The sequence below is a fragment of the Roseivirga sp. genome, from assembly GCF_049099775.1.
In the GTDB taxonomy this organism is placed as follows: Bacteria; Bacteroidota; Bacteroidia; order Cytophagales; family Cyclobacteriaceae; genus Roseivirga.
On sequence record NZ_JAGDZM010000013.1, the window covers coordinates 123,646 to 145,774 of the forward strand.

The following is a 22,129-nucleotide window of genomic DNA, read 5'->3' on the forward strand; positions in this document are numbered from 1 at the left end:
TATTCAATTAAAACTTGACCTCAAAAAAAGATTCATATGCTAAGCTTACAAACTATCAGATAACAAGGTGTAAAAGCTGAAAAAATGCGATACCGGCTGCAAGTATCATGATAGCGACTAAAGTGTTTTTGGTTTCTACGATTACAGTTTTCATAATATTCATGTTTTGTTTCTATAGTAATGCGTTTGGCCTCCATTTACCCAACCCCCCTAATCTTAAAACTCTTAAAATCTATATGTCATCAATCAGGAAAAGCGCTGCATGTTAATTGTAATATGAATTCAGCTACCTCCTTAAATGAGTATGTAATATAAATGCAATTACGTTGCAATAATCCCTAGATTGTTGTTAATTCCTGTCTTTTAAAACACCTGAAGATTGATAAAAAGCGCTGTAAGATTTATTATTACTCTAGTTTTCTTTATTACCTGTGCTTTTACAGCTTACAGTCAAGAGAAGAAAACGGAACTGTCAATTTCTACCGGTTATGCGACTAAGTTGTCTTTCGATCAGAACGCCGTGGAAGAAGGAAACGGTTTTCATTTAGGCGTAAATCTTTATAAGCGTGGTGCTGAACGCTGGTCGTGGGATGCACAACTTTCAATTAACTTGATAGCTCCAAACCCTTCTCGCGATGAGCTCACAATCAATGCTTTGTACGGTGTGAGGTACTACTTTAATAAAATAAGTAGCCCGACTAGAATCTTTTTTAATGTTTTAGGCGGTGTTGCACTAAGGAATGAATTTGCAGATGATTTTACTGAAACCTTAATTGATGTAGGTTATTCAGGCGGTTTATTCGTAGAGCGAAAACAGCTCCTTTTCGGACTTTCGATTGATGCACCTCAAAACTTAATTTTCAAAGTGGGGTATAGGTTCTAACAATAACTCAAAATCTAAGCCTTAGGGTCTCTTTTATCTGGCATTGGGCCACGCAAATGAATAATTAGCCCATTTAGGAAATTCCGTAAGATTTGATCACCCGCTTCGACAAAATTATCATGATCAGCAGCACGAAACATATCGCCTAAAGCACCTTTGGATATTTCAAAATCTACCAACTTTAAAATATTAATAATGTCATCATTGCGCAGTTTATGAGCCACTCTCAATTTTTTGAGAATATCATTGTTAGTCAGTGAGGCTTTAGTTGTGCTATAATTGATCGGCATATACTTGTTTTCAATTTGCTTTAAAGGGGTATGTCTTAGGTTTGATAAAACCTTAATTCTATTAGGGCATCAATTAACTGTCACGGTGTAAAAATAGCGGTTTAATTGAATTAGAAGATTTTTTAAAGTCTTGAGTATATGAACATAAGTCTTCTTGTTCTATACACCCATGAAGATACAGCGTTCTATTGTTGATTTCAACCTGATTAATACTAACCTCTCATGCTAAGTTAGTAAAGCATGAAAAAGAGAGACTCCTTTTTGATACAGTTCGGGGACAAAAGTTTCTGGGTCGTATCTCTTGCTTTTCAAAGCATTTTGAAAATTCAAGAGTTTTTTTGGATCAATTAGCTCATTATAAAGTGGGGTATTCATTTTTGATTTAATCAGTGCATCAAGGTTGTCCATATCATCTTGATACCGGTTGATTAAGTCCGAGAGGTTTATGCCTTTCTTTTGATAATTAATAACCTTATTAGGTATCTTATCTTTAAATGCTTGTTTGAATAGGTATTTCTGTTCTCCTTTTCTATTAAAAATATGATTTGGGAAAGAGGTGAGCAATTCAAGAAGGTATTTATCTCTGGTGGGGTCGATAAACACAATGTCATAGCGTGTACCGATTTGATTCCACAAACCTAGTCGGCAATGGCTTCCTATTTTTAATTTTTTTCTGAATTTAAATTCTCCTTCGTTAATACGACTTTTCTTACCGTAAAGGTGCTCTTCAAAGAGCTCATAACCATTAACACTCTTGATGAATTCATCAGATAAAAGAGTCATCTTATCTATGATTTTGCGAACTCTTTTCTGTCTAGTTCTTGAAGCTTGATCGAATACTTTTTTCCCACTTGCCACAATCGACTTTGAAAGCAGTACGCAGAATTCTTGTAGATTCAGGTTGTATTTTAACCCTTCACTTAAATCGTTTTGGTATTGCCGAAGACTGCTATGACTTGGGGTTCCCTCAAATGTCAAACTTTGATTTCCTCCCTGGCCAATCATAAGATGTGTCATGCCTTTATCATGACCAGATTCGGCAAGAATATCAGCAAATAGAACTCCAGTCATATGAGGAGGGACACCAAAATCTTTAGTGTACTTTGACATAAAACTCCAGAAAGGCTCACTTTTGGTCACTAAGTCCAAATGTATATTTCCATTGAAATCTGCAGTTGCTTGAGCAAATTCTCTTTCATCACCTTCTTTAATCAGCGTGTCATATTCTTGAACGTTTTTGTAAGTGGGAACAAAACATAAGGCATGTGCAATTTCATTTCTTTTCTTCAAGTACTTTGAAGCTATACCAATTGTGGCGGCTGAGTCTAGGCCTCCGCTAATAGCAAAACCAAAATTTTTACGCCCAGTTAAACGATCTCTGACTGCCCGGTCGAAAGTTTCAAAATAAGCCTCGAAGTATTCAGTGTCATGTTTAAAGTTGACCTTTGGCTTTTCTAGAGGGTTCCAATATTGATTCAATTGTTTTCCTTGCCTTGATACTGACAAGTAATGAGCAGGTTTAAGAAAATGGATGTTCTTATAGAGCGTTCTTGATTCAAAACCAGAAGCAGTAAGTGTCTCCATAAATACCTTTTCTTTATCCAAATCATTAGGGATTCCAGTTACATTGACTAGTCCAGTCAGAATGCTTGAGAAAAAGACTCTATTATTGTCTGCATAGTAAAATAAAGTACCGTCACCATGAGGGTTTCTTGCCAAAAAGAGCTCTTGGTTAAACTTATCCCAAATGGCAAATGCCCAGTCTCCATCTAAATGGTGGACAATGTCTTTATTCCATTTTAAATATGATCTTAAGATAATTTCCTCATCAGAAATTGCTCCTAAATTTAAGTTGATATCCAGTTTTCGGCCTAAATCATCTAGCCGAATAAGCTGAGAGAATGATGCTAGCATAAAGCGCTCACTAATTTCCTCCATAAAGCTGGTCGACTCTGGGGCAGAAAAGCTCTTCGAATATAGATTTGCCATATGTGCCTTGTGATTTCGGGAGTAAAGCGGTTCATAAATACCGTTTATATTTAGTTTATGAGCCATTTGAATGACTATTTCAGGTTTAGTTTGGTTTTCGAAATCGACAAAACCACAAAAATTTCTGGACATTTTCTATTAGCTATTACTAAATGGGTTTGTGAGAGGAATATGATTCGTCTTTAATGTGTTTTATTGTGTGATTTGATAATATTAAAATAAATGTAATTAGTAAACACAATGAGAAATCAGTTTTCTGAGTTTGCGCTAAATAATTTCTTTCTTAAAAGAACGGAAGCACATTTAAACAGAATCTATTAGAAATATTTTATTCATTTTACTTTCAATAGTAAATCTGGAAGCATCATAATATTATTTTCCGACAGCATTATTATTTAGCATATCATGCTGTACTAGTCCTAAAAAGCAAAGTGAATAGATTCAAAAATGAACCAAGAACTGTTACTCTCTCACTATGCGAGCTTTCCTATGCTCAAAATTATTAGGGTTAATTGCAACCTGCCGTGCTTAAATTCTGATAATCAGATAATTGAATTGTAGGAATCTGTTGTGTTGGATCAATTTTTATGCAGCTTAACCCTGTATTTCTAGTGATTCTCAAATCATACAATAATGACAAGGATGAGATGTCTAATTGGCTTAATTCATTTGAAGATGCCCACAGAATTTCTAAGTTTTTGTTGTTAGTCAGATCAAGTGTTTTGATGTCATTGTTACTTAACTTTAAATGCTTTAACAAAGTATGATTAGAAGTGTTGAATTCTGCTATTTGATTACTTGTAGCTAAAATGTATTTCAGGTTTATACAATTCTCTAAATCCAGTTGAGTTATATCATTGTTTTCAACATTGATTCCTTCGAGGGATGGAAGCGATATACTGAGACTTTTCAAATAATTGAATCCTAACCACAGTTCCTTCATTTTGGTGGCATTCAAACCTTTTATTTCCTCAATTAAATTGGCTAAAGCATTGAGTTTAGTCAGGGCAGTGTTGTTGCTTACATCCAAGGATTCCAATTGGTTTCCTTCCACAAATAGGGTTTCAAGTTTTGTCAAATGCGATAAGTCAATAGATTCTAGATCGTTTCTTCCTATCGTAAGAATTGTCAATTCAGTATTGGCGCTCAAATCAATTTGTTTTAATTTATTGACGCTCAAATCTAATTTCTCTAGTGCGGTATTTTGGGATAAATCAACAGTTGATAGCGCATTATAACTTGCAATGAGTTGTTTGAGGTTTATGAACACTTCTATGCCTGTAAGATCAGCGATCTTGTCTTCTGCATTTGAGGTAAAAAGATCAAGGCTAGTGACTTTAAGAGCATCTTCCAGGAAAATTTGACCATTAATTTCTCCATCTGTATCGATTCCCCAATGACCGAGACGAGCCTCAAAATTTTCGTCAGGAATATTTACAGGAGTCTTCTCAAATGGATCTGGGTTAGGTGTTGGAGAGGGTGATGGTTGATCATCGTGTTCTGAACCACAAGCAAATAGAAATGTACATAGTACCGCCAATAGGGCACGGCTGCCTAATTTTTGACCTGTCATTGATTAGAGTTTTTGTATGTTAAAAAATTGACCGAAGATGATTACACGGTTGGTATGAACTTAGGTTACGGAAACTTAAAAATGATTTATAAATCATTTTTAAAGGCTCATAAATAGCTTGAAACCAGTTTATAAGTAATCATGATAGCTTCCAAAAAGTACATGTTATGGCACTGCAACTTTACTTCCCATTACAGCAAGCGCTAAAGATGTTGTTGTACAAATAGATTCGAATCTTATCGGTTTCATTAAATTGTGAATTAAAATAAATGAAATGAAAAACTTTTTGACCCTAATCGCATTGGCCATAACCTTCAATTTGGCGGCTCAAGATTCAACTTATTCAGTCAATTCATATTTGAAGGAGGGAATGAAAGCACCAAATACACATCATATAGGTGATGCCTGGTTGAACTTTTTGACTCAAGCTGATGAAGACTTTACGTATAACATCACTCAAGCCAAATTTGCAGCGAATGCCACATTAGATTGGCATAAGCATTCCACCCCTCAAGTGTTGATTGTAACTGAAGGTATTGGTTACTATCAAGAGAAGGGTAAAGAAGCCATTAAAATCAGAAAAGGAGATGTCGTAAAATGCAAGAAGAATGTCGAACACTGGCATACATCTTCTAAGAAGAGTATGGTTTCTTATATTGCTATTTATGGAAGTTCTCCTACGATATGGACTACTAAATTGACTAGGGAATATTACAACAGCGTAGCTAAAAAGCTAGAAGATCAGTAGAGCCTGTGTTAACTTACTTCCCAATACAGAACTTAGAGAAGATGTTCGCAAGTAAATCATCCGTGGTGATCTCACCAGTAATTTCACCGAGGTAGTGGAGTGAGCGCCTGATGTCCATTGCTACGAAGTCATTGGTGACCGAACCATCGATGCCGTTGATTACGGCCTCTAAAGAATTCTTCGTTTGTAGAAGTGAATCGTAATGGCGGATATTGGTGACCACCGTGTCGCCACGTTTGAATTTGTCTAAGTTGACAAGCTCGAGGATTCGCTCTTTTAGTAGTTCTACTTGCTCGTGGTCCTTCGCCGATAGGAAAAGCATATCGGGATGCTGTTCTTGTAGGCCTTCAACGACAGTTTCGTCTACTTTATCAAGCTTGTTACCCAGTTTTAAGAAAGGCACGCCAGTATTCTCCAATCGGTTAATTTCTTTATTCATCTCCACAGTAGAGGTATCGGCTAAATCGAATAGGTAAATGATCAGCGAAGCTTGCTTCATTTTAGCCTGTGTTCGCTCAACGCCAATCGCTTCAATGGTATCTTTAGTTTCGCGCAGCCCTGCCGTATCGATAAATCTAAAGGCTACACCACCAATAATCAGTTCGTCTTCAATAAAATCTCTTGTGGTTCCGGCGATGTCGGAAACAATGGCTTTGTCTTCGTTCAGTAGTGCATTAAGTAGGGTAGACTTACCTGCATTGGGTTTTCCTGCAATTACGGTCGGCACTCCGTTTTTAATTACATTTCCTAGGTCAAAAGAATGGATCAAGGCATTGATAACTTCAAGGAGTCGGTTCACCAATTTCTTCAAGTCATCTCGGCTGGCAAACTCCACATCTTCTTCGCCAAAATCGAGTTCTAGTTCGATCATAGAAGCGAAATGGATCAATTCTTCCCTCAGATGCTTGATTTCTCCTGAAAAACCACCGCGCATTTGATTTAGAGCAGCGTGATGTGCTGCTTCTGAATCCGCATTAATCAAGTCAGCCACGGCTTCGGCTTGCGCTAGGTCGAATTGGCCATTCATAAACGCCCGTTTGGTAAATTCGCCTGGTTTTGCGGGTCTTGCTCCTTTACGAATAAAGAGTTGGATAACCTGTCGGATAATGAAGTTTGATCCGTGACAAGATATCTCGGCTACATTTTCTTTTGTGAATGATTTGGGTGCTATAAACAGCGAAACAAGTACTTCATCTAGGATTTTGTCGCCATCCCTTATGGTTCCAAAATGGATGGTATGGCTTTCTTGCGCTTCAAGATTCTTCCCTTTAAACACTTTATTCACAAGGCTGATTGCTTCAGCTCCGCTCAGCCTAATTACACCGATAGCGCCAATACCTTGCGGTGTAGCTAGGGCAATAATTGTGTCTTGGTTTGGTGTTAAATCTTGCATACGGCCACAAAGATAATGGGAAAACTTTGTCACTTCTGATTCACATATCCTAAATTCAGAATTCACGTAGGTTATATAAAACCATTTGTATGTCAAACTTTTTAAACTGGTTCAGAAAGCATCTTCAATCATTGTTGTTAACAATGCTATGTTTTACAGTTTTTATTGTTTTTGAATCGTTTCAACAGCTTTTTTATTCGAACAACTTCAACAATGGCGTGCCTTCTGATGTAGGATTTTGGGATGTATTGCAAGGTGGGCTTTACCGATGGCTTATTTGGGGTGGTATTGCTATTCCCTTGGTAATGCTCATTAACCGATATCCGATTAAGGAAAATAAAAGGCAACATCTATTGGTACATAGCCTTTTGATTATCGGAGCACTTTTCCTGAATTTAATGTTGGTTACGAGTACTAATGGAGCAGTTCAAGCCAATTTCTGGGCAAGCTTCCCTGAAGTCTTTGAATTTTACTTTTTCCACAAAGCGCCCATTATACTCGTGGCACTGATCGTTTTGGTCCTGTTGGTCGATTACTTTAAGAATCAGGATATTCTTGAAGTTACACTCAGGCAGGTGGGGGAACTGAAAAAGGCGAATGAAGTCCTTTATCAGGAGCTGGAAAAAGGACAGCTCAGCGAAGATTCTTTAGTAATTGAAGTGAAGACAGGTAATCGTATTCGGTTAATCTCTGAGAATGTAATTCGATGGTTGGAGGCGGATGATTATTGCGTAAAGATTCACGACAATGATGGTAGTATTCATACCCTTAGAAGTTCTTTAAAGGCTTTCGAGCAAAAGCTTCCATCCAGTAAATTTTTAAGAGTGCACCGCAAGGCGATCGTCAACCTTGACTGCATTGTGGAGTATCAACTGGGTACTAACCCTACTTTAAAGCTTAGTGATGGTGCAGAGCTTCCAATTGCTCAATCGAGGGTTAAAGCGTTTAGAAATCAACTCAATTTAGCTTAGCGCTTTCAATTAAATTCCTCTTCATTCCCTGCATTTTGGCCTGTCCTTACTGCAAAACCTTAGGTTTCCTTGTCGCATTCGTATTTGTTGGGTCAAAATTCAAATACTATGATATCGAGAAGAAACACATTACTAGTTTTGGCACTTTTTGCTTCGAATATTCTTTTGGCGCAAGATTATGCGGCTTACGAGGTTAGTGCAAAAAATCCTTTTGGCTTACCAAATCCAAAAGCTCCAATTCAAATTAAAGACTATGCCGATTTGATCGGGATTTGCGATTGCACATCAGAAAGTAAAAACCAAGATCAAACTTGGGCAGAACCAGTGGCCATGACTTGGACTTTTAAATACATTATGAATGGCACTGCTGTTCAGGATGAAACCATAAAAGCTGACGGTTCTAATTCTGGCAGCATTCGCCAATATAGTGCCGATAGTGCTCGTTGGTATGTTCATTATTATTCCATTACCGGTACGCCGCCAGTGCTTCCGGCTTGGGAAGGGAATATCAATAAGGAAAAGGACAAAATAGTTTTGTATAAAGATTCACCCGCTCCAAATGGTATGGCGGGTAACTATCGCATTACATTTTCAGATATTAGCAAAGAAGGTTTTAATTGGTTAGGAGAATGGGTAGATAAGCAAGAAACCATCAATTTTCCGCTTTGGCGAATTAAATGTAAAAAGCGTGAGTCATAAAATAAACGCTGAATGATAGGAGGGCTAGGCTGTTTCTTGGCTTAGCCTTTTTGCCTCTTTTTTCTGAATTACCTTCTTAAATAAGATTCCATTACTCGGAGAGAAGAGATAGGCAATGGCGAATAAGATTCCCGCTACAGTGACAACTGCACCCGCGATAGATCCATCTAGCAGAACGGCTAAGTAGTAACCTAAAATGCTTATGACAATGGCGATGATACAGGTGATGAGAATCATTCTTTTGAAGTTATCCGTCAACAAGTAGGCAGTGGCCGGTGGAGCGACCATAAGGGCAACAACTAATATGGCACCTACAGAATCGAATGCGGCAACTGTTGTCATAGAAACAGAACCCATGAGTAGGTAATTCCATAAGGCAACGGATATGCCAGTAGTAGCTGCAAATGCTGGATCGAAGGTGGTAATGTAAAGCTGCTTAAAGCCGACTCTAACAAAAAGGATGATTAGGATTAAGGTAATGGACGAGATATATAATGCTCTTGGGCCAAGATTTTGGCCAGATTCTGTAATCCATAAATCAATCGGTACATACGCTATTTCTCCATAAAGCACGCATTCTTGATCTAAATCGACTTGACCAGCAAAAACTGATATCAGAATTACGCCTAAGGCAAAAAGTGAAGTGAATGTAACGCCTATCGAAGCATCGGTTTGAAGTTTAGCGCGTTTATGAAAGAATTCTATTAGGAAGGTGCTGAAAATGCCCAATAAACCGGCACCAATGATCATTTCAAAAGAATCTCTAGTTCCAGTTAGTAGAAATGCAATGACTATACCTGGCAGCACGGCATGGGAAATCGCGTCGCCCACCATAGCCATTTTTCTAAGCACCAGAAAGCAGCCTAGTATACCACAAGAAATGGCAAATAGGGAAGAGGTCAATATGATGTAGAGCGCGTCCATGAAATGCTTATCCGATAATATTCTTTGTCTTTTTATTGTTCATAGTTCTACTATTTAATATGGAATTTTCTCTTTATGCGGATCGAATTCTGGGTATTCCAGCATTTGTTCCAACTGTTGTTCTATTTCCGGTGTAATGATGTGTTCTATCGTTTCTGCATCTTCATGAACATGGTCAGGGTCAATTTTCATGTATTTGGAAAGGTATAATTCCCAAAGTCTATGAAGTTTTACCACGCGTTGCCCTTTGGTTTTACCCACTTCAGTATAACGCCAAGCATTATCTAATTTGATTAGATAGCCCTGTCGTTTAAGACGTCTTAAGCCAGAAATAAGTGGTTTTCTTGGGAAATACCTTTCCTCAATAAGTTCGTCGAGGGTTCGTCCTTTATAAAAATCATTGTCTTTTTCACCTAAATGGTAGAGTTCCTTCAAAAGGTTCTCGTCCATTATTTGTTGCTTTAGTTTGTTTTGTTGTACTGACCGGGCAAGAATTCCGCGTTTTGGTGCAATAAAGAAGGATACAATAGCTAAGATGGATATGATGATCACGATCCAAGGCCCTGTAGGCATAGAAGGAGCGACATAGCTCACGTAAGCCCCAGAAAGCCCAGAAAAACCACCTAATATGGCAGCAATGAGCGTCATTCTAAACACATTATTGGTCCAAAACCTAGCAGCAGCCGCTGGTGTAATCAACATGGCGGCCATAAGCACAACGCCTACGGCTTGAATTCCAGTTACAACGGCCAATACTGTCAAGGAGGTTAAAAGTAAGTCTAGTCGCTTTACTGGAATGCCCAGTGCTTTGGCGTAATGACTATCGAAGGCTATCAGCTTCAATTCTTTGAAGAATAAGGCTACCGTAACAATTAGGATAATGGCTACAATGCCAAATATGATCAAGTCTTGGCCGATCAGTGCAGCAGCTTTACCAAATAGGAAAGAATCGAGGCCGGTTTGTTCAGCGTTACCCGAATGCTGAATGTTAGTAAGCATTAATATGCCAATACCGAAGAAAACAGAAAGGATCAGTGCGATAGCGGTATCTTCTTTAATCTTCGATTTGGTTGTAATATGATCTATAATAACCAATGAGAGCCATCCTGTAACGAATGCGCCGATAATCATCCAGATTGGATTTTTGGTACCTGATATTATAAAAGCCAGACATATTCCCGGCAATACCGAGTGTGCAACGGCATCACCAACCAGTGCTTTCTTTTTCAAAAACGTGAAAGTGCCGACTACAGCAGATGATGCTGTCAATAGAATGGCGCCAACCACCACTGAAACGATGCTTGGGTCACTAAAAGAAAAGAATTCCTTGAAAGTTTCCATTCTAGTATTTCTCTCTGCTTGGCACTCTTCTTTTTCTTACTAATTCGCCAACTTCTGCAAGAACAGTAAGCTTTCCGCCATAGGTTTCTTGTAAAAGTTCGTTGTTGAAAACCTTGTCAATAGGGCCTGAGGCAACTAAACGCATGTTTAAAAGGATAATCCAATCGAAAAACTCAGCGGCAGATTGTAAATCGTGATGCACGACCACCACCGTTTTGCCGTTGGCGGTCATTTCTTGCATTATGGCGAGTATAGCCGACTCCGTTGCAGCATCAACGCCTGCAAATGGTTCATCCATAAAGTATAAGTCGGCTTCTTGGGCGAGTGCTCTCGCTAAGAATACTCTTTGCTGTTGTCCTCCTGAAAGCTGCGATATCTGGCGGTTTGTATAGGCTTCCATGCCCACTTTTCGCAAGCAGTTCATAGCCATTTCTTTGTCAGCTTTCCTAGGTCGGGTTAGCAGACCTAGTTTTGCATACCTTCCCATCAGTACAACATCTAAGACGGAAGTAGGGAAGTCCCAATCCACAGTTTCGCGTTGTGGCACGTAACTCACTTTGTGCCGAACCTTATCAAGTGATTGGTCGAACATTTTCACAAACCCGGAACCAAGAGGCAGTAATCCCATAGCTGCTTTTATTAGCGTGGATTTACCAGCACCATTTGGACCGATTATGCCAGTCAAAGCACCTTGTGGCAGGGTCATGTCTATATTCCAGAGCACTGGCTTTTTCTGATAAGCCACGGTTAAGTCATGGAATTCAACTACAGGGTTCTTTGCGTGTATCTTCATTACTTTTTACCTAAATCTTACTTCAATGCCTCTACAATTGTGCTCACGTTAGCTTTTACCATACCGATATAGTTTCCGGCAGCCGTATCCTCGGCACTCATGGCATCAGAGAATAGGTTGCCGCCAATGACCACCTCATGCCCTTTTTGTTTGCAGCCTTCCACAATGGCCTTGATGTTTTTTTCTGAAACCGAAGTTTCAACGAAAACGGCTTTCACTTTCCTTTCCACAATAAAATTTACTAGGTCTACACGGTCTTTTAAACCAAATTCAGAAAGGGTAGAAATACCTTGCAAGCCGCGTACTTCAATGTCATAAGCCCTGCCGAAATAGCTAAATGCGTCATGCGCAGTTACCATTAGTCGTTTTTCCTTTGGAATCTTCTCTACCTCTGTCAAAACCCAGTTGTGCAGTATTTGTAATTCATTTCGGTAGGCCGAAGCGTTGCTTTCATAGTAAGGTTTACTCTCAGGATCGCTCTTTATTAGCGTAGCTACTACTTCATCTATGGTTTTAAGCCATAGGCTTACATCGAACCAAATGTGTGGATCATGAGACCCTTGGAAAACAGGATTGTCAATTAAATTTGAGGTTTCTATCCCTCTCGATATCGGCACGACAGTTTTTATGCGCTCCAGTTTTTCAAAAACTTCGCCCATTTTACCTTCTAAGTGTAAGCCGTTGTAGAAAATGACATCGGCCTGTCTTAGTCTACCGAGGTCTCCTTGTGTCGCCTTGTACAAATGAGGATCAACCCCTGGACCCATTAAAGCATTTACAATGACAGAATCTTGGCCTATGTTTCTGGCGATATCAGCAATCATACCAGTTGTTGCGACAACACTGACTTTTTCAGCATTTGAGGCTTCTTTAACCGAACCGCATGATAATAGGGTAAGGGATAGCCATAAAAAGGTAAATAGCTTTCTCATATATTGGTGACCAGAATGTTTTCTGCTGCTGTTTGTGAAATGGTAATGCTTTTGCCTTGGTTGATGGTGATGTCTAATGAACCGTCAAAGTCGTTTTTATCTTCTATCACCACCTTCGTGCCGATGGTTATGCCTACTTTATCGAGGTATTTCAAAAATGCGGTTCCGGAATCATTTACGGTCACCACCTGACTTACAGCCCCAACTTTGAGAGTTGACAGTTGTACTTTTTTCACAGTTGTAAAAATTCCGTTTTCGTCCGGGATAGGATCTCCATGAGGGTCATGTTTGGGGAACCCCAAGAATTCATCAAGTCTGCTGATCAATAGGGGAGACTTGATGTGCTCAAGTTGCTCAGCAATATCATGTACTTCATCCCAAGGGAAATTAAGCTTGTCTACCAAGAACACTTCCCAAAGCCTATGTTTTCTTATGACTTTTAGAGCCACCTCTTTTCCCTTTTCAGAAACCTTAACACCTCGATACTTTTCATAGTCGACTACCTTCTTTTTTGAAAGTTTTCCGATCATATCACTTACCGATGCGGCAGTGGTCTGCATCTCCTCAGCAAGTGCATTGGTGTTAACACGTGCCACACCATGTTCTGAAAGATGGTAGATGGCTTTAAGATAGTTTTCTTCAGCAAAGCTAAACATAACAGCTGTCTTCATTTAAAATCAAATATACAGTTTAGATATATCTAAAAAAAACATGTGACATGACTAAATTAGGTATAATGTCACTTATATGATTGGTTATTAGTTACTTAATATAGGTAAATAATATTTTTAGACAAGTCTAAATTAAGGGTTTTGCTTGCTGATTAGGCTTAGGAGTTTAGGTGCTTCAGTGTGCCAAAGCGAATCTGAAGTATCTCCTTTTGTATAGAATTCAGAGGACTTCATTTGTTGAATTACATCATCCGCAACGAAGCTGTGAGGGCTCATGGTAATAGCTGCATTAAAGGTTTCGCAGAAGTCGATCCAATGCGGATTGTCAATCAATAAGATCGGCAGTTTATTTGCGGTGTATTCAAAAAGACGCGTAAGTAGCTTTTCGTCATTCATACCATTATTGCCTTTCTTGAAGACAAAGCCGTAATCGGCATTTTGAATGGCCTCGACGATCTCTGAATGCGGAACGAGGTGATCACCGCCGTTTAAAGACACATAGTCAAGGTCCTTAATTTCTTCCTTGAGTCTCATTAAATCACTCTTTAGCGCACAATAACCTACTATTTTTAATTCAATGCTATCGTCTAGTTCATATAAGCTCTTAGTAACAGATAGCGCTTCGAATATGCCATTCGAATCGGCAATAGTCCCTGTAAATACCAGTGTTGTATTGTCTGAATTATTGCGTGTATGCTTTTCGTCAATACGCGCTAAAGGCATGTACTTGTTTTCTATGACTGTCGTATGCTTACTTAAAAAGGGAAGTTGGTTCGCATACACCCTTTCTGCCAGAATATAGTGGTTAACAAACGGCTTAGTAACCCATTCTTTTAACCTAACCCAAGCAGCAATAAAGGGCTTTAAGAGGAAAGGGAAAACGTTCGTGTTACGGATGTTTTTTGCATAGTTTTCTCGAACATCATAGATGAAAGTAGCGCCAAATAATATTTTGTATAGCAATGTAACTAACAGTAATTCATGTGTATTAGCTATAATTACTTTAGGTTTTACTTTAATATATATATTGAAAACTTTGATGGGTTTGAATAACCTCGAAATACTGAGTCTACTAAAGCTGCCAAGCGGGTGAAATGTAATGTTGTCGACCGCTCTTATATTTTTTGAATCAAAGCCTATGATATTAACATCATATGTATTTGTTTCAGCGATTGAAAGACCAAATTTGTCCAACATACGAGTATCGTCTATTGGTTTTAGCAGTGAAGCAATGACTACTTTGGTCTTTTTCATTAGCGCATATTAAGTTAAAAAAATTGAAGCAATTATGGAATTGAGGGATATCATTGAAAAGGCATGGGATGATCGAAGCTTATTGAAAGATAAGGAAGTGATTTTGGCTATTAAAACCATTATCGAAGATTTAGACCGTGGTGATAGAAGAGTAGCAGAGCCAACTGCAGATGGCTGGGTTGTTAATGAATGGATTAAAAAAGCAGTGATTCTTTATTTCCCAATTCGCAAAATGCAAACCATTGAGGTGGGTCCTTTTGAATTTCACGATAAGATGAAGTTGAAAAGTGGATACGCTCAAAAAGGAATAAGAGTGGTACCGCATGCCATTGCACGCTATGGTGCTTATATCAGCAGCGGAGTCATTATGATGCCTTCTTATGTAAATATTGGCGCTTATGTAGATGAGGGTACAATGGTCGATACTTGGGCTACTGTAGGAAGTTGTGCTCAGATCGGTAAAAATGTCCATCTCAGTGGAGGTGTAGGCATTGGTGGAGTATTAGAGCCATTACAAGCAGCACCAGTTATTGTAGAAGATGGAGCGTTTATCGGTTCAAGATGCATTGTAGTAGAAGGGGTGAGAATTGGTAAAGAAGCGGTTCTCGGCGCTAATGTTACGCTTACGGCAAGTTCTAAAGTAATTGATGTCACTGGTCCTGAGCCGGTAGAATACAAAGGATTCGTGCCTGAGAGAGCTGTTGTGATCCCTGGAAGCTATGCTAAAAAATTCCCTGCAGGAGAATATAATGTACCTGCTGCACTAATTATAGGTCAAAGAAAAGAGAGTACGGATAAAAAGACTTCTCTAAATGATGCGCTTCGTGAAAACGACGTTGCTGTTTGATTTAGAGTCTAAAATTCCCCTTTTGGGATAAATAATTTCAAAAAAATAAGATAAGTCGCACATATACAGCGACTTATTTTTTTGGCTTATGGCTTGCTCCCATTTAATCGAAATTGTTGTGGTTTTGATTTTGGGAAGCAAACTAAGGTTTGCACGAGGGAGATCTTTCACCCTTCCCACGGAAAGAGGTCTTTGGACCTCTTTCTTATTTAAAAGCTACTCTGTCACTCACTCGACATCCAAATGAGATCAAACAACGTAAACGTTTAAAACGTTTAGTATTAGTTGCTTGCATTTAATGTGCTATGCTTTTGCAAGATTGACTAAAACCTTACATTTGCGCAGAATTATTGAGGAGAGAAGAATTCATGAAATATTTTAAGACCATAAGCCTTTTAATGGCTCTAATTTTGGTTTCGGCTTGCGGTGCAGATATTACCAGAGAGGCTGATAATCTATATAAAGCTGGTAAATACCAAGAAGCAATTCAGGCCTATAACGAGTATATTGATACTAAGCCAAAAGATATAAAGTCTTTGTACAACAGAGGGAGGGCCTTTGAGCAGATAGGGGACCTTGAAAGTGCGCGTAAAGATTTTACCCGTGTACTTGACCTTGATATCAATAATTTGAATGCTAACCTGAGCATGGGCAAGTATTGGTATGGACAAAAAGACTATAACAAAGCCATAGCCTTCTTTGATAAAGTGATTGAAGTAGATGGAAGAGAATCTATGGCGTATTTGCTTAAAGGACGCTCTTTGCATCAAAAAGCTGATTTTAAGAACGCGAGAGCTAATTATGACTTGGCTATAGATTTTGATAAGAAAAATGCTGAGGCATTTTTATATCGAGGTGCATTGAAAATAGTGCAAAACAAGAAGACAAGTGCTTGCAATGACTTGAATCGCGCTTTAGCTTTAGGTGCAGAAGATGCGAAGGCTGCATTAGCTAAGCATTGTAAGTAAATCTATGTGTTCCATATTGGGACTGTTCTTTTGAACTTCTTGGAAGACTTTTTAAATTGATCCGCAGGAAGAAGCAACCAATTTACAAAAGGTGGCGTCTGTATATCAGAAATAGAAAACTAGTACAAACTCAAACTCAAATGAAAAGATTTACAACAACCTCAAAAACAGCAATTTTAGCCTTTTTATTCTTAGCAGCGATAGCATTTCCAGCGAAACAGAGTGTTTCACAAACTTCGGATTTAGGGATTAACATTCAAGATAAGTACAGCCCAGTAGGAACTTGGGAGTACAAAGTATCTACACCGGATGGTGATCTAACTGACGAAATGACGATCAGTAAAGATGAAGATGGCGATTGGCAAGTATCGATCGAAAGCGATGTTTATGGTACGCTAAACCTTGAAGACATTACCTTTGAAAAGAACGTAATGGAAGCATCTGTTGATTTGAATGGCGATAGCGTAGCTTTCGAATTCGAATTCGACGGTGACTCAATGGAAGGAATGGTTTATGCAGGTGAAGATGAGCTTACAATTTCTGCAGAAAGAAAGCCAAGCAAATAGGTTTTAAAGATTTATCTAAGGTTAGGGAAACATTTGTTTCCCTTTTTTCGTCCACTTTTTGAGAATTACTGCCATATTTAACCAAATATCATAATTCCTATGAATAAATAGGTACGCAATAATTTAATCATACTTAGGAAAAACACGCTGATGAAAAAAATATTAACAATTACCCGATTAACACTTTTAGCTGCTCTTTTAATGACAGCGCCACTATATTCAGGCATTGCAAATCAGATCGATAAGCACAATTCAAGTAAGGTAAACATAATAGCCTATGATCCGAGTGGTACTTGGAATGCTGAAGTTGAAGTGCCAGGACAAACTGTTGAGCTCATTATAACAATTACTAAAGATGAAGATGGTGATTTTGAAGTATCAATGGAAGATACTACTGATAACGAAACCGTAGAGATGGATGATATTTCATTTGATGAGGAAGGGATGACAATGACTGGTGAAGTTGATGCAGACGGTACTATAATCGATGTAGAATTCGAATTTGACGGAGATTCAATCGAAGGTAAGCTTACCGCAGAAGGCATGGAAATGAAGCTGACTGGCGAAAGAGAAACAGAATAAAAAACCTAGAAATAGAATGAAGGGAACTTTCGAGTTCCCTTTTTTTATGCTAAAAGCTAGTTAAACCAAGGTGCTGTTGAAATGCTGCTCTCTAGCGCTTCTTCGAGGTCGTCTGGCATAGATGGAAAAAAATCAAGGTCTGTGAGCTCCTCTATTCGGTTAATGCTTACAACAAAAGAGCTGAGTGCTTCGCTACTTTTCTCATTTTTCATTAAGAACGCAATTGCTTTTATTTCTGGCTTCTGAATATCTAAAACTATTTTGTAATAATATTCTGGAATGGACACCTCTTCTTTTCCAATTGTATTTAATTTATTATTTAGAATAGGGCCTGTAACTATATAGATGTCAGAGTTTTCTGATGCCCAATTTCTCACTCTGTCTTCAAGCTTCTTCCAAATCCCTCTATTAAAAGATGGGTTTTGTGGGCTCATATTACTCATGTAAAACGATTGAGATAGTGCAAACTCATCATATGAAAAATCTGCCGCAGGAGCCAAATGCCCTCTATCGTAACCAGAGCCCTTATAATCGGCAAGCGTGGCAGACCCTGTTCTAATTCTCGGGTCTTTTCGGAAGTCATCTTTCCTTTTAAATTTTTCTTGTTTTAGACTATCCCCTGATAATTTGTAGGCTACCCACATGGCTTGCTCATGTTCCTCATTGTAGCGCAATGTATAATATGGACGTTCTATTATAGCCTCACCGGTTTTATAGGCTGGCCACATAAAGTCAAAGGCATTCGTAAAATATAGGTCAAAGTCATCGAAGTTAATCGTGCTGGAGGTAGGCTTAGTAGACGCTTTACTTTCTAAAGACCCCTCTTCTACGAGAGTTTCAGTAGGTTCGGGTTCTTCCGCTTCTATTTCGGCATTATCGTTTCCAAAGGATGGAATCTCAAATTCCTCCAGAGCCTTTGGCACCAAACGTCCTTCATTTAAAGCAAGACCTGCATATCCAAGGATTACTAGGATAAGCATACCTAAAGTAAACTTGCCAAGGTTAAAACCCTTTTTTGCCGTTTTACGACCTTTAAGAGGCCTTTTGCTTGTGGACTTTCGTCTTGTAGATGATGCTTTTTTAGCCATTCAGTTTTTTGCAATGATAAGTATAAATCCACTTTTCGCGAATTAGTATTTTACTAAATTACATGACTTTTTAAATCCAAAATCAACAACCTATGCAGAGAGTTTACAATACTCGATCGGCAAAAGGCATTCACAAATTGTGTTTAACCATCGCAATGTGTCTTTTTTTAGCCAACCAATCCACTTTGGCATTTGTGCCTTGGCAAGACGGGCAAGGTGATACTACCGAAACCGGACAAGAAAAATTCAAAGATCTGCCACTAAAGGCAGAACGTACCATAAAATTTAATACCACCGAAGGCACATGGCTTTCATTAGACATTAGCCCCGATGGCAAAACCATCATTTTTGATATGATGGGTGATTTATATACCATTCCTTTTACTGGTGGCAAAGCAACGAGAATAACGGATGGGATGGCCTATGATACTCAACCGAGATATAGCCCTGATGGTAAGCATATTGTTTTTACTTCTGATAGAAGTGGTAACGACAATATCTGGACTATGGAATTGGCTTCTGAGGAAACCAAACAAATCACAAAAAGTCAAAATGAGTGGTTTCAATCGGCTGAATGGTCACCAGATGGCGAATACATTGTAGTAGCTAGGGGTAGAAGATCGCATAAGCTCTTTATGTACCACAAAGATGGTGGAGGCGGTTTTCAACTCATAAAATCTCCAAATGGCTTAAAGACTATTGAACCGACATTTAGCCCTGACGGAAGATATATATATTATTCTAGACGAAATGGAGCATGGAACTATAACGCCCAGTTGCCACAGTACCAAATCGCGACATATGATCGTGAAAATGGTCAGAACGCAAATATTACATCAAGATATGGCTCAGCATTTTCTCCCACTTTATCACCTGATGGAAAATGGATGGTTTATGGATCGCGATACGAAGACCAAACTGGCCTAGTATTGAGGGATTTAAGCACTGGGGATGAAAAGTGGTTGGCATACCCAGTACAACGAGATGATCAGGAATCAATAGCACCACTTGGCGTATTACCTGCCATGACATTCACACCGGATTCAAAAGAACTTCTAGCATCATACGATGGTAAAATTCACCGTATTCCTGTTAATGGAGGTAGCGCAAAGGAAATCCAGTTCAATGTTGACTTAGAAATTGATATGGGGCCTAGAGTCAAATTTGACTACCCGATTTCTGATGAGAAAGACATGATTATCACGCAGATTAGGGATGCTGTACCGTCTCCTGATGGTAAAATGTTGGCTTTCACTGCACTGAATAAGCTCTACGTGATGGAAATGCCTTCAGGAGAACCAAAACGTCTTTCTGATGCTGAAATGACAGAAGCGCAACCGGCATGGTCTCCAGATGGTAAATCTTTAGTTTATGTGACTTGGGAAGATGCTGTTGGTGGAAGTATTTATAAAGTAAATGTGGAAGGTAGACCTCGCCCTGTGAAATTGACCAAAACATCTGCCATCTACAATAATCCTGCTTGGCATAAGAACGGGCGATTGGTATTTACTAAGGGTAGCGCTCAAAATTTACGCGATGCTGCAGGTCCGACTGCACCAAGATCGTCTGAAGACCTTGTTTGGATGTCTGCTGATGGTGGAGATATTAATTTCATTATGAAAACGAATGGACGTAGCAATCCTCATTTTGTAAATGCGAACGATAGAATTTATCTGAACAGTTTTCAAGGACTAAGTTCAGTCCGTTGGGATGGTACCGATGAGAAGCGCCACGTATCGATTACAGGAATTACAGTTTATGGTTCGAATCCGGCCGATGATCACTTGAAGCATGGTGCGCTCGGTCAAAGACGACCCGATGTACTACCAATGGATTTGGATGCGAAGGAAAATAATCCGCCATCTCGTGCAAGTTGGATTAAAATGGCACCAGAAGGAGACAAAGCACTAGCCCAAATTAACAATAATGTTTATGTAGTGACAGTGCCTAAAATAGGGCAGACACCGTCTATTTCTGTAGCTAACCCTAGTTCAGCCCAGTTTCCTTCATGGAAATTGACAGAAATTGGGGGTGAGTTTCCGGCGTGGTCTAGTGACGCTAAGAAAGTACATTGGTCGCTTGGTAATGCGCACTTTGTGTATGACTTAGGAGCAGCTAAAGCCTATGCTGATAGTGTATCCACGGCTAAAAAAGCTAAAGAGAAAGCTGAAAAGGCAATGTCGAAAGAGGAGAAGGAGAAGCTGAAAGCTGAAAAAGAAGCTGCTGAAAAGGCTAAAACTGATGAAGAAAAAGCAGCTGAAAAGGCCAAAAAAGAAAATGAAGGTTATCGGGCCGATGAATTTAAAGTTGAAATAACGGCTACAAAGGATATTCCAAATGGTATGGCACTGCTTAAAGGTGCTCGAATCATTACCATGAATGGAAACAAGGTGATAGAAAATGGTGATATTCTGATTGAGAATGCTCGAATCAAGGCTGTTGGGGAATCAGGTTCTCTGACCGTACCTAGAAAGGCTAAAGTGATTGATATGAATGGGAAAACTATTATTCCTGGTATGATCGATACACATGCACACATGTGGCCGGCTTGGGGAATCCATAAAAATCAAGTTTGGGTTTATGCCGCAAACTTGGCTTATGGTGTTACCGCAACAAGAGATCCACAGACAGCGACTACTGATGTGCTGACGTATTCGGATATGGTTGAAACAGGTGAAATCTTAGGTCCTAGGGTATATTCTACTGGTCCTGGAGTTGGTTACTGGATGTATAACTTAAAAAGCTTAGAACAAACCAAGAAAGTCTTAAAGCAGTATTCAGAGTACTACAACACCAAGACGATAAAAATGTATCTGACAGGGAATAGAAAGACCAGACAGTGGATTATTCAGGCATCTAAGGAACAAAAATTAATGCCTACCACAGAAGGTGGTCTTGATTTCAAGTTCAATATGTCAAATCTAATTGATGGTTACCCAGGGCATGAGCATTCCTTGCCAATACATCCATTATATAAGGACGTAACCAAAACCGTTGCAGATTCTAAAATGGCTTATACACCAACACTTTTAGTATCCTATGGCGGTCCTTGGGCTGAAAACTACTTTTACTCAAGAGAGAATCCTTATCATGATAAAAAGCTCCAGTTCTTTACGCCATATGAAGAGTTAGCGCAAAAATCTAGAAGAAGACCTGGGTGGTTTATGGATGAAGAGCATGTATTCCAGAAATTGGCTAAAGACCTAAACTCAATCGTTGAAGCAGGTGGAATAGCCGGTGTCGGTAGTCATGGACAGTTGCAAGGGCTAGGTTTCCATTGGGAATTGTGGGCAATGGCGTCCGGAGGAATGACTCCGCTAAATGCTTTAAAAGTGGCCACTATTCAAGGTGCTGAGGCTATCGGGTTGGAGAAAGACCTTGGCTCTATAGAGGCAGGTAAACTGGCTGATTTAGTGATTTTGATGGAGAACCCGCTCGATAACATCAGAAACACGAACGCCATAAGCCATGTAATGAAGAACGGTAGACTGTATAATGCCGGTACTTTGGACGAAGAGTATCCTAGGAAGAAAAAGGCAGGTAAGTTTTACTGGCACTCAGAAAAGCCACAAGATTTGCCAGGGATTAAGAAATAATCTCTTTAGCACATAAAAAAA

General features: G+C 39.1%; 20 protein-coding genes. 9 read left to right on the plus strand and 11 right to left on the minus strand.

Annotation, left to right across the window (positions count from 1 at the left end; genetic code table 11):
• Nucleotides 1-379: 379 nt before the first annotated feature.
• The gene (locus JXQ92_RS17680; protein WP_421987973.1) at nt 380-883 is read left to right on the plus strand and encodes a hypothetical protein; all 504 of its coding nucleotides are present in this window, start codon (nt 380-382) and stop codon (nt 881-883) included.
• A 14-nt stretch (nt 884-897) separates the two neighbouring features.
• Here JXQ92_RS17680 and JXQ92_RS17685 read toward each other — a convergent pair whose 3' ends face one another.
• The 3 genes from JXQ92_RS17685 to JXQ92_RS17695 all read right to left on the minus strand — a co-directional run bounded on the left by JXQ92_RS17685 (nt 898) and on the right by JXQ92_RS17695 (nt 4,735).
• Nucleotides 898-1,173, minus strand: a complete 276-nt coding sequence (locus JXQ92_RS17685; protein ID WP_421987974.1) for a DUF1456 family protein — start codon at nt 1,171-1,173, stop codon at nt 898-900.
• A 225-nt stretch (nt 1,174-1,398) separates the two neighbouring features.
• On the minus strand, nt 1,399-3,294 hold the full coding sequence (locus JXQ92_RS17690) for an asparagine synthase-related protein (RefSeq protein WP_421987975.1): 1,896 nt from the start codon (nt 3,292-3,294) through the stop codon (nt 1,399-1,401).
• Between the two features lie 376 nt (nt 3,295-3,670).
• Nucleotides 3,671-4,735 (minus strand): leucine-rich repeat domain-containing protein, encoded by a 1,065-nt coding sequence (locus JXQ92_RS17695; protein ID WP_421987976.1) that lies wholly within the window; start codon nt 4,733-4,735, stop codon nt 3,671-3,673.
• Nucleotides 4,736-5,009: 274 nt separating this feature from the next.
• Between JXQ92_RS17695 and JXQ92_RS17700 the strand changes: the two genes are divergently transcribed.
• Nucleotides 5,010-5,483 carry a cupin domain-containing protein gene (locus tag JXQ92_RS17700; RefSeq protein ID WP_421987977.1) on the plus strand — a complete coding sequence of 158 codons (474 nt, stop codon included), beginning with the start codon at nt 5,010-5,012 and terminating at the stop codon, nt 5,481-5,483.
• Between the two features lie 13 nt (nt 5,484-5,496).
• Here JXQ92_RS17700 and mnmE read toward each other — a convergent pair whose 3' ends face one another.
• Nucleotides 5,497-6,876 (minus strand): tRNA uridine-5-carboxymethylaminomethyl(34) synthesis GTPase MnmE, encoded by a 1,380-nt coding sequence (mnmE, locus tag JXQ92_RS17705; RefSeq protein WP_421987978.1) that lies wholly within the window; start codon nt 6,874-6,876, stop codon nt 5,497-5,499.
• Between the two features lie 89 nt (nt 6,877-6,965).
• Here mnmE and JXQ92_RS17710 point away from each other — a divergent pair, with 89 nt between their 5' ends.
• Both JXQ92_RS17710 and JXQ92_RS17715 read left to right on the plus strand, forming a co-directional pair.
• A complete protein-coding gene (locus JXQ92_RS17710; RefSeq protein ID WP_421987979.1) occupies nt 6,966-7,847 on the plus strand; it encodes a LytR/AlgR family response regulator transcription factor in 882 nt (293 codons plus the stop codon).
• A 108-nt stretch (nt 7,848-7,955) separates the two neighbouring features.
• Nucleotides 7,956-8,546 carry a hypothetical protein gene (locus JXQ92_RS17715; RefSeq protein WP_421987980.1) on the plus strand — a complete coding sequence of 197 codons (591 nt, stop codon included), beginning with the start codon at nt 7,956-7,958 and terminating at the stop codon, nt 8,544-8,546.
• Nucleotides 8,547-8,570: 24 nt separating this feature from the next.
• On the opposite strand, the gene JXQ92_RS17720 is transcribed toward JXQ92_RS17715, so the two are convergent.
• From JXQ92_RS17720 to JXQ92_RS17745, 6 genes are all read right to left on the minus strand, one after another.
• Nucleotides 8,571-9,470 carry a metal ABC transporter permease gene (locus tag JXQ92_RS17720; protein WP_421987981.1) on the minus strand — a complete coding sequence of 300 codons (900 nt, stop codon included), beginning with the start codon at nt 9,468-9,470 and terminating at the stop codon, nt 8,571-8,573.
• A 54-nt stretch (nt 9,471-9,524) separates the two neighbouring features.
• Nucleotides 9,525-10,811, minus strand: a complete 1,287-nt coding sequence (locus JXQ92_RS17725; RefSeq protein WP_421987982.1) for an iron chelate uptake ABC transporter family permease subunit — start codon at nt 10,809-10,811, stop codon at nt 9,525-9,527.
• A gap of 1 nt (nt 10,812) precedes the next feature.
• Nucleotides 10,813-11,604: a metal ABC transporter ATP-binding protein gene (locus JXQ92_RS17730; RefSeq protein WP_421987983.1), complete on the minus strand. Its 792-nt coding sequence runs from the start codon at nt 11,602-11,604 to the stop codon at nt 10,813-10,815.
• Between the two features lie 17 nt (nt 11,605-11,621).
• Nucleotides 11,622-12,536, minus strand: a complete 915-nt coding sequence (locus JXQ92_RS17735; RefSeq protein WP_421987984.1) for a metal ABC transporter solute-binding protein, Zn/Mn family — start codon at nt 12,534-12,536, stop codon at nt 11,622-11,624.
• Nucleotides 12,533-13,207, minus strand: a complete 675-nt coding sequence (locus JXQ92_RS17740) for a metal-dependent transcriptional regulator (RefSeq protein WP_421987985.1) — start codon at nt 13,205-13,207, stop codon at nt 12,533-12,535. Before JXQ92_RS17740 ends, JXQ92_RS17735 begins: the two co-directional genes overlap by 4 nt.
• Nucleotides 13,208-13,339: 132 nt before the next feature.
• Entirely contained in the window at nt 13,340-14,461 is a 1,122-nt protein-coding gene (locus tag JXQ92_RS17745; RefSeq protein WP_421987986.1) for a glycosyltransferase, read from the minus strand.
• 34 nt (nt 14,462-14,495) lie between these two features.
• On the opposite strand from JXQ92_RS17745, the gene JXQ92_RS17750 reads away from it, so the two are divergent.
• The 4 genes from JXQ92_RS17750 to JXQ92_RS17765 all read left to right on the plus strand — a co-directional run bounded on the left by JXQ92_RS17750 (nt 14,496) and on the right by JXQ92_RS17765 (nt 17,424).
• Complete coding sequence (locus JXQ92_RS17750) at nt 14,496-15,308, plus strand: 2,3,4,5-tetrahydropyridine-2,6-dicarboxylate N-succinyltransferase (protein WP_421987987.1); 813 nt, start codon at nt 14,496-14,498, stop codon at nt 15,306-15,308.
• 368 nt (nt 15,309-15,676) lie between these two features.
• Complete coding sequence (locus tag JXQ92_RS17755) at nt 15,677-16,276, plus strand: tetratricopeptide repeat protein (RefSeq protein WP_421987988.1); 600 nt, start codon at nt 15,677-15,679, stop codon at nt 16,274-16,276.
• 140 nt (nt 16,277-16,416) lie between these two features.
• Entirely contained in the window at nt 16,417-16,842 is a 426-nt protein-coding gene (locus JXQ92_RS17760) for a hypothetical protein (RefSeq protein ID WP_421987989.1), read from the plus strand.
• Nucleotides 16,843-16,992: 150 nt separating this feature from the next.
• Nucleotides 16,993-17,424, plus strand: coding sequence for a hypothetical protein (locus JXQ92_RS17765; protein ID WP_421987990.1), 432 nt, complete (start codon nt 16,993-16,995; stop codon nt 17,422-17,424).
• A 56-nt stretch (nt 17,425-17,480) separates the two neighbouring features.
• Here the strand turns inward: JXQ92_RS17765 and JXQ92_RS17770 are convergent, their stop codons facing one another.
• Nucleotides 17,481-18,512: a DNA/RNA non-specific endonuclease gene (locus tag JXQ92_RS17770; RefSeq protein WP_421987991.1), complete on the minus strand. Its 1,032-nt coding sequence runs from the start codon at nt 18,510-18,512 to the stop codon at nt 17,481-17,483.
• A gap of 92 nt (nt 18,513-18,604) precedes the next feature.
• On the opposite strand from JXQ92_RS17770, the gene JXQ92_RS17775 reads away from it, so the two are divergent.
• On the plus strand, nt 18,605-22,108 hold the full coding sequence (locus JXQ92_RS17775) for an amidohydrolase family protein (RefSeq protein WP_421987992.1): 3,504 nt from the start codon (nt 18,605-18,607) through the stop codon (nt 22,106-22,108).
• The last annotated feature ends 21 nt before the right edge of the window (nt 22,109-22,129 follow it).

What these genes read in the sequence shown, in the direction of transcription:
- JXQ92_RS17775 (WP_421987992.1), top strand. Translation starts at nt 18,605, where the DNA reads ATGCAGAGAGTTTACAATACTCGATCGGCAAAAGGCATTCACAAATTG.
- JXQ92_RS17720 (WP_421987981.1), bottom strand. Translation starts at nt 9,470, where the DNA reads ATGGACGCGCTCTACATCATATTGACCTCTTCCCTATTTGCCATTTCT.
- JXQ92_RS17760 (WP_421987989.1), top strand. Translation starts at nt 16,417, where the DNA reads ATGAAAAGATTTACAACAACCTCAAAAACAGCAATTTTAGCCTTTTTA.
- JXQ92_RS17765 (WP_421987990.1), top strand. Translation starts at nt 16,993, where the DNA reads ATGAAAAAAATATTAACAATTACCCGATTAACACTTTTAGCTGCTCTT.
- JXQ92_RS17710 (WP_421987979.1), top strand. Translation starts at nt 6,966, where the DNA reads ATGTCAAACTTTTTAAACTGGTTCAGAAAGCATCTTCAATCATTGTTG.
- JXQ92_RS17690 (WP_421987975.1), bottom strand. Translation starts at nt 3,294, where the DNA reads ATGTCCAGAAATTTTTGTGGTTTTGTCGATTTCGAAAACCAAACTAAA.
- JXQ92_RS17730 (WP_421987983.1), bottom strand. Translation starts at nt 11,604, where the DNA reads ATGAAGATACACGCAAAGAACCCTGTAGTTGAATTCCATGACTTAACC.
- JXQ92_RS17735 (WP_421987984.1), bottom strand. Translation starts at nt 12,536, where the DNA reads ATGAGAAAGCTATTTACCTTTTTATGGCTATCCCTTACCCTATTATCA.
- JXQ92_RS17740 (WP_421987985.1), bottom strand. Translation starts at nt 13,207, where the DNA reads ATGAAGACAGCTGTTATGTTTAGCTTTGCTGAAGAAAACTATCTTAAA.
- mnmE (WP_421987978.1), bottom strand. Translation starts at nt 6,876, where the DNA reads ATGCAAGATTTAACACCAAACCAAGACACAATTATTGCCCTAGCTACA.
- JXQ92_RS17750 (WP_421987987.1), top strand. Translation starts at nt 14,496, where the DNA reads ATGGAATTGAGGGATATCATTGAAAAGGCATGGGATGATCGAAGCTTA.
- JXQ92_RS17715 (WP_421987980.1), top strand. Translation starts at nt 7,956, where the DNA reads ATGATATCGAGAAGAAACACATTACTAGTTTTGGCACTTTTTGCTTCG.
- JXQ92_RS17770 (WP_421987991.1), bottom strand. Translation starts at nt 18,512, where the DNA reads ATGGCTAAAAAAGCATCATCTACAAGACGAAAGTCCACAAGCAAAAGG.
- JXQ92_RS17695 (WP_421987976.1), bottom strand. Translation starts at nt 4,735, where the DNA reads ATGACAGGTCAAAAATTAGGCAGCCGTGCCCTATTGGCGGTACTATGT.
- JXQ92_RS17755 (WP_421987988.1), top strand. Translation starts at nt 15,677, where the DNA reads ATGAAATATTTTAAGACCATAAGCCTTTTAATGGCTCTAATTTTGGTT.
- JXQ92_RS17700 (WP_421987977.1), top strand. Translation starts at nt 5,010, where the DNA reads ATGAAAAACTTTTTGACCCTAATCGCATTGGCCATAACCTTCAATTTG.
- JXQ92_RS17685 (WP_421987974.1), bottom strand. Translation starts at nt 1,173, where the DNA reads ATGCCGATCAATTATAGCACAACTAAAGCCTCACTGACTAACAATGAT.
- JXQ92_RS17745 (WP_421987986.1), bottom strand. Translation starts at nt 14,461, where the DNA reads ATGAAAAAGACCAAAGTAGTCATTGCTTCACTGCTAAAACCAATAGAC.
- JXQ92_RS17725 (WP_421987982.1), bottom strand. Translation starts at nt 10,811, where the DNA reads ATGGAAACTTTCAAGGAATTCTTTTCTTTTAGTGACCCAAGCATCGTT.